The sequence below is a fragment of the Paenibacillus sp. MAEPY2 genome (assembly GCF_000499205.1).
Classification (GTDB): domain Bacteria; phylum Bacillota; class Bacilli; order Paenibacillales; family Paenibacillaceae; genus Paenibacillus; species Paenibacillus vandeheii.
Genome location: NZ_AWUK01000021.1, coordinates 98,273 through 110,357 on the forward strand (window position 1 = coordinate 98,273; position 12,085 = coordinate 110,357).

A 12,085-nucleotide genomic window follows, 5' to 3' on the forward strand; every position below is an offset into this window, starting at 1 on the left:
AACGTTTTGGATTTGTGTGAAAATAATACCGAAACGTTTCGGATATAATAAAACATTTCGGTGCTCTTCTCATCTCGTTTCATTTTGCAATACCTCGCGAACGTATTCTCAGCTAAACTCAGCGACCTGGTTTGGCTGTCGAGGATCTCAAAACCAATTCATTTTGCAAAATATTAAATTTGGGGCTATCTTCCGATTTCAGCATGCCCATCAGCAGGTTTGCAGCCTCATGTCCCAACTGATACATATTCTGTCCGATGGTCGTGAGTGGTGGTTGAAAATAAGCGGCTGTTGGAATGTCGTCAAATCCAACTATAGACAATTCATCCGGTATAGAGATGCCTTGTTCATTCGCAGCCTTCATTACTCCCAGGGCCATCATGTCGCTTGCACAAAAGATTGCGGTAATTTCCGGGTAAGCCTTTAACAATTCAGAAGCTTGTTGCTGTGCTTCCTCTTCCGTAAAATTCCCGTTTACAATCCATTCAGGCTTCAGACTCAATCCTGCATTGCGCATTGCATCGGAATATCCTTCATAACGCTCCTTGGATACAAAAGCCTCGGGGTAACCGTTCACCATGGCAATCTGCCGATGACCCAAACCAATAAGGTGCTCTACAGCAGCCTGTGCACTTTGTTTATGATTCGTTGATACAAAACCAACGTACTCACTGTGAATGGGTATATCAATCAATACACAAGGAATGTCACTGTCCAATACTTCCTGCAAATATGGATCATCCGTTTTCACACCCTGAAGAATGACGCCATCCACTTTTCGTTCCCTGCACAGCTGTGTGTACGTTTTCATCTTTTGCTTCGCTGTATTCGTGCTAAACAAGATCAGATCATAATCTGAGTTGGCAGCGCTGTCATTAATACCGCAAAGCACTTCGAAAACAAAGTTGTTATCGATGTTTTTGTACGTCATGCCTGATACGAGCAACCCCAGCGTTTTGGTTTCCTTCATGACCAGGCCTCTCGCTAGACCATTTGGACTATAGTTCAGGGTTTCGGCGGCTTCCTTAATCAGTTTGCGCGTACTATCGCTGACGTCCGAGTACCCATTCAAAGCTCTGGATACAGTCGTAATCGAAAATCCCGTCTTTTGTGATATGTCTTTAATTGTAGCCAATTGCTTTCCTCCAAAACGTTTCGGATTACTTATATTTCTGAGTATACGGATTCGTAAAAAAAAATCAAGAACTATTTTCGACATCATTTTTAATTTATACAAATTACCCTGTGGACTTTTTTTAGTTTTAATAATGCTCCTGATTTTATGACAAAAAAACTCCCGACCTCAAGCCAAGGTCGGGAGTTTTCCATTCTAATATTAATGTGCAACTGTATTGTTCAACATGATCCAGATGGAACCAATAACGATGGTCAACATGATCAACAGACCAAAGATCAAAGCCATTACATTCCAACGCGGCTTCTCCGATTCACGGATATGCATGAAGAAGAAGAGTTGAACCACAAACTGAAGTCCTGCTGTTACCAGAACGACAATCAGCGTTGCTGTTCTGCCCATCATGTCATTCAGAACCACTACCAAAGGGATAATGGTCAGGACAACGGACAGAATGAAGCCGATGACATAGGACTTGAGTGAACCATGCTGTTCGTGGCCATGGGACTCATGTGAGTTATGCTCTGCCATCTACATCACCCCCATCAGATAGACGATCGACAGGAGGAAAATCCAGACGACGTCCAAGAAGTGCCAGTACAAACTGATTACGTTGATTTTACCGCGAGTTACATCGGTAATTCCACGTTTTTTCAGTTGAAGCATCAATCCGATCATCCAGATCAGACCGAGCGATACGTGAAGTCCGTGAGTACCCACCAGGGTGAAGAATGCACCAGAAGATGCACTCGTTGTATAACTGAACCCTTCATGAATCAACTCAACAAACTCCGTTACTTCCAGGACGATAAAGCTCGCACCCAGAACAGCTGTAACCGCCAGCCAGCTGATCAATTGCTTCACCTTGCCTTGGTTCATGGCAAGAACCGCAAGTCCACTTGTAAATGAACTTGTGAGCAAGATAAATGTTTCGGCAATAACGCCAGGCATTTTGATCAATTCAGACAACACCGGTCCGCCCGCCGAATTGTCACGCAACACAATAAAGGTTGCGAACAATACGGAGAACAGGATAACGTCGGAAATCAGGAAGAACCAGAATCCGAGTATTTTTAATTCTTGCGGGTCATGGTGACCATGGTCATGGTCATGATCATGTGCATGGTCATGACCGTGCTTTGCGGCTGCTTGAGCCATTTATACCGACCCCCTTAACGACGCTTCGGTACGCTTAATTTCGTCAACCGGAATATAATAATCCGTATCGTATGAGAATGAACGAGCGATCATGCAGATCCCTACGCCAGCGAGTCCAAGAATTGCCATCCACAGCCATCCGAATACAAAGCCGAAACCGGCGATGAACCAGAATATAGACATGATGAACGGAATCGCGGAATTTTTAGGCATATGAATCGGCTCAAGCGGCTGTTCAGGTGGATAGATGCCTTTAGCACGACGTTCTTTCTCTTCCCACCACTCATCAATATCATCTCCGCGCGGTGTAATGGCGAAGTTATATTCAGGAGCAGGTGAAGGAATTGACCACTCGAGCGTACGACCACCCCATGGATCGCCAGATGCTTTGAGTGATTTGTATTTCCGAACGCCGTCTGCGATTTGTGCAACCTGGAACAAGAATCCGACACCCATCAGGAATGCCCCGATTGTGGATACAAAGTTCAGTTCCCACCAGCCGGTATCCCAGCCATAGGTGCTCAGACGACGTGTCATCCCCATCAAACCGACAGCGTACTGCGGCATGAAGCAGACATAGAAACCGATATTCCAAGTCCAGAAAGCCCATTTGCCCAGTTTTTCCGGGAGTTGGAATCCGAACATTTTAGGCCACCAGTAGTACAGACCTGCAAAGTATCCGAATACTACGCCACCAATCAATACTTGGTGGAAGTGAGCAATCAGGAAGTAACTGTTGTGGAACTGGAAGTCAGCAGGTGCAACGGACAACATAACCCCCGTCATACCACCGACGATGAAGCATGGTATAAATGCCAATGTCCATAACATCGGGGTATCCATGCGTATCCTACCCCTGAACATCGTAAACAGCCAGTTAAATATTTTAACCCCTGTTGGTATGGCAATCAACATCGTTGTTATGGCGAAGAATGCATTGACGTCCGCTCCCGAACCCATCGTGAAGAAGTGATGCGCCCATGTAAAGAAGGACAGGAAGCTAATGATCAGCATCGCAAATACCATCGATTTGTAACCAAACAATTTTTTCTTCGAGAATGTACTTACAATCTCGGAGAACACACCGAATGCCGGCAAGACCACGATATATACCTCAGGGTGACCCCACATCCAGATCAAGTTGATATACATCATCGGATTACCGCCCAAATCAAGTGTGAAGAAATGCGCCCCCGCAAACCTGTCGAGGAAGAGCAAAGCAAGTGTCACTGTCAAGATTGGGAATGCAAACAGAATGATAATACAAGTGGAGAATACCGACCATGTAAACATCGGCATTTTCATCCATTTCATGCCTGGCGCACGCATTTTAATGATGGTAACCAGGAAGTTGATACCGGTAGCCAGGGAACCGATACCCGAAATCTGAATACCCCATATATAGAAGTTCTGTCCCACCCCCGGGCTATGCGATAGCTCCGATAAAGGCGGATAACTGAGCCAGCCTGCGTCCGGTGAGCCACCGATAACGAAGGACAGGTTGAACAGCATTGCTCCCAGGAAGAATAACCAGAAGCTCAATGCATTCAGGAACGGGAACGCAACGTCCCTTGCCCCGATTTGAAGCGGTACAATAACATTAAATAAACCGAACATAAACGGCATCGCCATGAACAGGATCATGATCGTACCGTGAGTCGTAAAGACCTGATTATAATGCTCGGGATGTAAGAAATCCATGTTAGGCATAGCTAGCTGAAGACGCATCATCAGTGCATCCACACCACCACGGAAAAGCATGATAATGGAAGCAATAATATACATAATACCGATCTTTTTGTGATCGACGGTAGTTAACCAGTTACGCCAGAGCCAGCCCCATTTTTTGAAATAAGTCAGCACCGCTACGATGGTAATCATCGTAATTCCGATCGCCACGTCCGCACCATAAATCAGCGGATCACCGGTAACGAAAAACTCCGATGCAAACTCCTTAAGTCTCTCTAACATTGGGGGCCTCCTTTCGAATCTTTAGTTAGCACTCTTGTCCACGCCGTTCGTAGTAATTTCTTTGGTACCTGAAGCTTCATCCGAACTTCCACCATGTTTGCTGTGGGCACTTTGACCGTCAACAACATACTTGGTCACGATGTCCTGGAACAGCCCTTCTGGGAAGGAAGAATAATAAGCTACATTGCTTGTTCCCGGTTCCGCCAGAGTTTTATATGTCTCTTGCGTCAGCGGTTGAGATTGCTGCTTCACTTCTTTCACCCATTTGTCGAAGTCTTCTTCCGAAGTAGCATTGACATCAAAGCGCATTTGGGCAAAGTGTTCCCCGGTAAAGTTGGCACCTGAACCCCAATATTGACCTTCATGATCAGCTTGCAAGTACAAGGTCATCGCCATACCCGACATCGTATAAATCTGTCCACCAAGCTGAGGGATCCAGAACGAGTTCATCGGTGAATCCGCGGTGAGCTCAAATTTTACGGGCCGGTCTGCCGGGATATTCAACGTGTTGACCGTTGCAATACCTTGCTCCGGATACATAAACAGCCATTTCCAGTCCAGTGAAGAAACTTGAATGGTAACCGGTGCTTTCTCGGAAGCCAATGGCTTCGAAGGTTCCAGATCATAGGTGTAGCGAATCGTTACAACCGCCAGCAATCCAATAATAATAATCGGAACGGTCCACCAAATTGCCTCCGCTTTTGTGCTATGAGACCAGTTAGGCTCATATGCAGATTTATTGTCCGGTTTGTCGCGGTAACGCCATACAATTACTGCAGACAAAATCAATACAGGCACAATAACGACTGCACACAGAATTGTCGAAATGACAATCAAATCTCTCTGCGAAGCGCCAACAGGCCCTTTCGGATCCAGAACAACGTACTGCCCGCCTGCCAGCATTGGCCAGACAATCAATGCAATTGTAACCAACGTCAGGACAACCGGAATGATTATCCGAATTAGCGACCTAGGTTTCTTGTTCATCTTGATCCCCTCTCCTTAAATTCGCTCATACTGAAAAAACAGTATACTACTCTCTTCCTTCTAAAGATATCAGAAATGAGCAACTTTTTTGTTCATGTTAACAAATTTGTCGATTTTACACCTTAAATGTGTGAATTTTTTCTCACAAATCACTTGCATACTTGATATTTCCTCATTGTAATCTTTACACTTCAAGTCACAAAATAAAACCCTTTGCAGTCCCGTTGAACATGATCAACGAATCCGCAAAGGGCTTTATTGACTGGGATTCCGGGTGCTCATCCAGTCTTATTATGAACGAATTAACGCAGGATTATTTAATCGGCGCCTTCGTCTTCCCGGCGTGTATGAACAAGTCCAATCGATTTGGCAATAACATAAATAAATACACTGCCAACCAAGAAACCGATACCGACCATTAATCCGAGGTTACGATCATTAAAATCATTCAGGTTGATCAGGCACATAACTACTCCCGTAATAAGAGCAATCCAAGCCAGAACTGTCATCGTTAACACCGCACGCCGCATATTTTTATCTTTGCGCTCCAATTGGCTTACCATTGCTGTCTTCGATGCCATAGTAAACACTTCCTTTTCCCTTTTTGTAAGTGCTTTCCTTATACCAATATACCACATCAGTATGATTTTTAGTCAACAAATGTTCAAATTTATTTCGCAATTTGGACACTTTATTTGTATTTTGACTGTTGACAAGGATCAGATCACTTCTACTTACTTCTTATAACCCAAAATCGCTCGTCTCATAACATGAAACAGTCCAGACCTTATGAAACCTTTATGAACATAAAGAGTCTTTACTGAAATAAAATAAAAAAGGACGGTGCATCGGATTTTTCCGAAGCCACCGTCTTTTTTCTGATTAAACATAAATACCCTGCATCTAACAATTAACCAAATGTTATTATTTCATTTAATTCGAGTTTCCAACCAATTATTTTTAATGACGTTCTGATACCAATAGAAGCTTTCTTTGGGTGTTCTGACCAAGGAACGGTAATCCACGTGCACAAGACCAAAGCGCATACGGTATCCTTCCGCCCATTCAAAGTTATCCATCAAAGACCAAGCCATGTAGCCTTTCAGGTTGATCCCGTCGTTGATAATCCGATGAATTTGCGCCAAATGCTGCTCATAATATGCAATTCGGCGATCATCATTTATTTTACCGTTCTCCAAATCATCATTGATGCAAGCACCATTTTCTGTGATGTAAACATCCACATTTCCGTATTTTTGCAAATAGTGCATGAACTCATATAATCCGCGTGATTCCACAGGCCAACCGATATCGGTCTTGGTAAGTCCCATATCGACCTCTTCGGATTGCAATGCACCCGCCTCGGGATTGAAACGATTGATTCCCATGGTGTAGTAGTTAATTCCTAGAAGATCAATGGGCTGCGAGATAATTTCCATATCGCCTTCCTGAATCGGGACAGTCGCACCAGCCTTTTCAAACCAGTCAACCATAAATTGTGGATAAGTTCCTTTGTAGATCGGATCCAGGAACCAATCTGTATTCAGAGCAATCGCCCGATCACATGCTGCCTGATCTTCCGGAGATTTGCTGTAAGGCTCAGCCCAGCATACATTGGGAGCAATACCAATCTGTCCTGTTGTTCCCAAGCGACGGAACGACTGAACGGCTTTACCATGGGCAACCAGCAGTCCGTGCGCAACATTAATCGATGTTTGCAGGTCCTTATTGCCAGGAGCATGAATACCGAGCAGGTTGGACAGAAACGCAATACACCAGGGTTCGTTGAAGGTTAGCCAAAAATTGATTTTCCCGGAAAACTCCTTGAAGATGACTTCAGCGTATTTGACAAATGCATCCACCGTCCTACGGTTGCCCCAGCCTCCAATATCCTCCAGCGTCTGAGGCAGGTCCCAATGATACAGCGTACAGAAAGGTTCGATTCCCGCTTCAAGCAGCTTATCCACGAATCGATGATAGAAGTCCAGACCTTCCCTATTGATCTCACCGTCTCCATCCGGAATAATACGCGGCCATGCAATGGAGAACCGATAGGTATTGATCCCAAGCTTTTTCATCAGCTCAATATCTTCCTCGTAGCGATGGTAGCTATCACAAGCCACATCACCATTGTCTCCATTAAACACTTTGCCAGGCGTACGAGCAAACGTATCCCAGATGGACACCCCGCGCCCGCCTTCCTGCGCTGCACCTTCTATTTGATAAGAAGCTGTTGCTGTTCCCCAGCGGAAATCTTGTGGAAATTGAAAAATTGTCATCATTTACTCCTCCGTCTCATGATGACACGCGGATCATCTGTCCTGCGGTCATGGTTAAAATAACTACATAATCACCTTGAGGTGTAAGCTGCGTCTTGGCCTTGTCGTTTCCTTCCACATGCAGTGGAAATGCGCTTCGAATGGTTACCGAACCATCGTAATCAGCCTTAATTTCGGCGCTTGAGAGTCTGCCATCTGTCCACTCGATTGCCACTGTGTATGAACCACGTGCTCTAAGCCCCTTCACACTGCCACTGGCCCAGTTCTCAGACAGTGCTGGCAGCAGATGTAATTCTCTCAAGTGGCTTTGTAACAACATCTCGGCAATACCGGCAGTACCACCAAAGTTGCCATCAATCTGGAACGGTGGATGATCATCGAACAGATTGGGATGCGTGGATCGGGCCAGCAGCGTACGGACAAACTGATGCGCCAGCTTGCTATCCAGCAGCCTCGCATACAGATTGATCAACCAGGCACAGCTCCAACCCGTATGCCCGCCACCTCGTGCGATGCGACGTTCAAGTGACACTCGTGCTGCTTCCACCAGTTCCGGTGTATCCAGTCGATTGATCTGCTCCCCCGGATACAGACCATACAGATGGGAGACGTGACGATGCCCAGGTTCAGATTCAGCAAAATCCTTAAACCACTCCTGCAGCTGCCCCTCGCTTCCGATACGGAATGGATAGAGTTTGCTGCGTGCCTCGCTCCACTCATTCGCCAGTTGATGATCCACTTCGAGCAGTTGAGCTGCCTCAATGCATCGATCGAACAACTCACGAATTAAAGTCATATCCATCGTCGAAGCCATAGAGATGCTGCGAGCTTCACCATCCTCGGTGAGGAACTTGTTCTCTGGAGAGGTAGATGGAGCTGTAACCAGATATCCATCCGGTCCCTCTACCAGCCAGTCCAGACAGAAGAGTGCCGCTTCCTTCATGATTGGATACGCACGTTCTGCGAGGAATTGACGATCACGAGTAAACAAATAGTGCTCCCATAGATGTGAAGTCAGCCAAACACCGCCCATCGGCCAGAACGCCCAACTTGCGTCCCCGCCTGTAGGCGTGGATGTCCTCCAGATATCCACATTATGATGGGCTGTCCAGCCGCGCGCTCCGTACAAGATGCGTGCCGTTCTTCTCCCCGTATCGCTTAGATCCTCCAACAAGCCAAACAGTGGCTCATGGCATTCGCTCAAGTTGCTTACTTCTGCCGGCCAGTAATTCATCTCGGTATTGATGTTAATCGTGTAATCACTGTGCCAGGGCGGCTCCACCTGATGGTTCCAGATTCCCTGCAGATTGGCAGGCTGGCTTCCTTTACGTGAACTACCCATTAACAGATATCTGCCGTATTGAAAATAAAGGGCCTCCAGACCGGGATCATTAGCTCCAGCCTGATAAGCTCGCAGCCGCTCATCTGTAGGTAATTCTTCATTAGCTGATGCACCGAGATCAATAGATACTCTTGAAAATAAAGCACTATGATCCATCACATGTCGCTCCCGAAGTGCTTTCATGCCATGAGTCATCGCTTTGCTGATTACCTCTCTGCATTCCTGTTCCAGCAGCACGTCATCCTTCACAGGCGCCACATCGTAGCGTTCAAAGGAGGTCACTGCTGCCAGGTAAAAAATAACCCGATCGGCTCCCTGAATATGAAGTCTCCCGTCCTTAACCGACACTTCGGCTTGCTTGCCCGTCGCAGTCGCGGACAATTGCACAGCATAGGCCGTTCCCCGATCTTCTTCGTAGATGACAGACTCTGGATGATCCCTGAAATAATTTGATTCAACATGACTCGGACAGCGACTAAACATTGTAAGTCCATCGTCCGAAGTCTGCACGTTATACGGATGTGGACTGTCCAGCGTAACGCTGACATTAACAGCTCCCTCACGATCGGCAGTGATGGTACAGACCATGAGGTCATCCGGTGCACTGGCATATACCTCACGTACATAACGAGTCCCTTTATATGAATATTTCGTCGTTGTAATTCCGGTGTGGAGACTAAGCTCCCGCTCAAATTCATCGTATGGGATCTCATCCAGTTCAGCGTGCTGCAGCTTAAAGTGACCCATCGGCTGATACGCTTCCACATCTCGTCCAAGCATTTCGCGGTTCAGCAATTCTTCAGCTTCGCTATATTGCCCGGACATGATTAGTTCACGGGTCTGTTTCAGGTAACGCTGACTGCTGTACTGAATGGTGTCACGTGGAAACCCGGACCACAATGTATCTTCATTTAGCTGGATTTGTTCATCTGCTGCTCCGCCATACACCATACCTCCGAGGCGACCATTCCCGATAGGCAGTGCCTCTTCCCAGCGAGTGGCAGGCTGGCGATACCACAGACGGTTTTCTTTTGTTCTCTCATTGAATGGGGACATAGATAACTCCTGTTCATAAATCAGCTATTTTTTGTTTGGTAACTAAAACGTTTTCGTAACAAGTAATAAAACACATCTTTTCCGATTAAAATTGGCCTGAACCTGTGTTAAAGACATGACCAAAGTGTCAATTATCTGAAAGTGCTTACAGTAAGAAAATTATATTGGATTTCGAATTTTGCGTCAATGTTAAACATCACATGAACAGCAAAAAAAGACCCTTGGTCAGGGCCTTATTTTGTATATCAATCTAGTTACTTAAACTTCTGTTAGTTTACGTCTTTTCCTGTCCACAGGGACACACGATCCTTAACCCAAACGGTGTACTGTTTCTCCATTTCGACTGCACCTGCTTTATCCAGTTCAGTCAGGAAACCATCATATACTTTATCGAAGTCTTCTGGCTTGGAAAGAACAGCTTCAGGAATACGTTTGCGCACGATATCCTGTGTTTTTCGGAACGTTACTTCATATTCTGTGCCTGAAGGTACAGGCATGTTGTATGCTGCGCCCCAGTCTTTCAGTTGCAGATCATCCTCAGAAGGATAGAATTCTTTCCATGTTGTAATGCCATATGCTTTCAACGTTTCTTTCTCTGCCGCAGTATAACCAGCCTGGATCTGCTCAGGGAAGTTCGTTGTGTAATAGTTATCCGTGGAATCTTTCACGCCATCACCATATCTCGCACTAAACACGCTATACATTCCGATTCCTGTTTCTTTGGTGAAGTTAGAGTTGTCATTGGTTTTACGATCCTGGATGTCTTGAGGGATGACCCGTTGACCGTTTTCTACATTGTAGTGTTCGCCTTCAATACCCCAGTTTCTCAGCACCTGACCTTCGTCCGAAGCGAGCCAGTCCATAAATTTGATAATGCGAACCGGATCTTTAGCAGAAGTTGTGATGCCGATGCCATATCCGTCAAATCCGGTTGGCTGGAACGTATGGTCCACAATATCCTTGTTCAGAGATACAGAGAAGTGAGCATATGTGCTGTCATCTTTGCCTGCTGATTTGAGTGCATTTTCAGCCTCTTGGTAGTTCCACTCTTGGTCAATCAGACCGAGTACACGGCCACTTGCAATTTTGGATTTATATTGGTCATCCTTTTGGACAAATGTATCTTTGTCCAGCAGTCCTTCATTGTACATATGGTTCAACCAGCGGAAATATTCTTTCTCCTCTGGACGCTTGTAATGGAGCGTAGCTTCATACGTCTCAGGATCAATGTAATATTCTCCATCATCCGGTGCTCCTGTTGCTTGGAAGGCCGGGTTCGTTACTGTAATCATAATCTTCCAATCATCTGCATTCAGCGTCAATGGAATGGTCGGCTGCCCGTCAATCGTTGGGTGTTTTTTCACATATTCTTTCAATACATTCTCGTAATCCTCAAGCGTTTTTACTTCAGGGTATCCGAGCTCTTTCAATACTTTTTGCTGAATTTCGAATCCACCTGTTGCGTCAAACGCAACATTATCAACACCCATATTCGTTGGGATTGTATAAATGGCCTGATCCTCCGAACTGTATTTCAGCCGGTTCATCTGGTCCCCATATATTTTTTTCAGGTTTGGAGCATGCTCCTCAATCAAATCCGTCAGGTCAATCATTGCCCCTGCATCTACTAGTTTAGACAAGTTACCTTTTGGGAAAACGATATCAGGGTACTCGCCGCTAGCCGCCATAAGTGCAATTTTCTGGTCTCCACCATTGTTTACATCATACTCCGCTTCAATCGTAACGCCTGTTTGCTTCGTAATCTCTTTACCAACTGCATCCTGCATCTTGTTCCAGGTTGGACTTGCATCCGCACCAAAGAATGTGATGGTGACGGGTTCGGTTCCGCTGGACTCGGAGGCTTCTTTACTTCCCGAATTTCCGCAGCCAGCTGTAACCAGCATTGCACTTGCGAGCATCAACATTGCAAACGTCTTGGGTGTATTGCCTTTCATTTTGCCTCTCATTGTCTAGTCCCCCTATTATTATGAAGGTTTTATCTGTATAACAGGCTTTAGGCCTGAGGATACCGCCGTAAGACACATTTCTGTATGCGCTTACTAAAAATTAAATTTGTACTCTTTTTTATCAAAACCTAAACTCATGAAAACTCTCTTCTAACATCCGTAAAACGTTTTCGGAAAATAATTTAAAACG

9 protein-coding genes are annotated in these 12,085 nt (G+C 45.6%); all 9 read right to left on the reverse strand.

All coding sequences use genetic code 11. From position 1 onward, the window contains the following. Positions 1–118 precede the first annotated feature (118 nt). Positions 119–1,135: a LacI family DNA-binding transcriptional regulator gene (locus P364_RS0117640; RefSeq protein WP_024631409.1), complete on the reverse strand. Its 1,017-nt coding sequence runs from the start codon at positions 1,133–1,135 to the stop codon at positions 119–121. A 201-nt stretch (positions 1,136–1,336) separates the two neighbouring features. Next, the gene (gene cyoD / locus P364_RS0117645; RefSeq protein ID WP_024631410.1) at positions 1,337–1,666 is read right to left on the reverse strand and encodes a cytochrome o ubiquinol oxidase subunit IV; all 330 of its coding nucleotides are present in this window, start codon (positions 1,664–1,666) and stop codon (positions 1,337–1,339) included. Next, positions 1,667–2,293 carry a cytochrome o ubiquinol oxidase subunit III gene (cyoC, locus tag P364_RS0117650; protein ID WP_024631411.1) on the reverse strand — a complete coding sequence of 209 codons (627 nt, stop codon included), beginning with the start codon at positions 2,291–2,293 and terminating at the stop codon, positions 1,667–1,669. Next, the gene (locus P364_RS0117655) at positions 2,294–4,264 is read right to left on the reverse strand and encodes a cbb3-type cytochrome c oxidase subunit I (RefSeq protein ID WP_024631412.1); all 1,971 of its coding nucleotides are present in this window, start codon (positions 4,262–4,264) and stop codon (positions 2,294–2,296) included. It lies immediately after the preceding gene. Between the two features lie 21 nt (positions 4,265–4,285). After that, entirely contained in the window at positions 4,286–5,251 is a 966-nt protein-coding gene (cyoA, locus tag P364_RS0117660) for a ubiquinol oxidase subunit II (protein WP_024631413.1), read from the reverse strand. Between the two features lie 317 nt (positions 5,252–5,568). Continuing rightward, positions 5,569–5,832, reverse strand: a complete 264-nt coding sequence (locus P364_RS0117665; RefSeq protein WP_024631414.1) for a hypothetical protein — start codon at positions 5,830–5,832, stop codon at positions 5,569–5,571. 348 nt (positions 5,833–6,180) lie between these two features. Next, positions 6,181–7,530 carry a GH1 family beta-glucosidase gene (locus P364_RS0117670; protein ID WP_024631415.1) on the reverse strand — a complete coding sequence of 450 codons (1,350 nt, stop codon included), beginning with the start codon at positions 7,528–7,530 and terminating at the stop codon, positions 6,181–6,183. 16 nt (positions 7,531–7,546) lie between these two features. After that, positions 7,547–9,928 carry a glycoside hydrolase family 95 protein gene (locus tag P364_RS0117675; protein ID WP_024631416.1) on the reverse strand — a complete coding sequence of 794 codons (2,382 nt, stop codon included), beginning with the start codon at positions 9,926–9,928 and terminating at the stop codon, positions 7,547–7,549. 269 nt (positions 9,929–10,197) lie between these two features. After that, positions 10,198–11,895, reverse strand: coding sequence for an extracellular solute-binding protein (locus P364_RS0117680; RefSeq protein WP_442952279.1), 1,698 nt, complete (start codon positions 11,893–11,895; stop codon positions 10,198–10,200). Positions 11,896–12,085 lie beyond the last annotated feature (190 nt).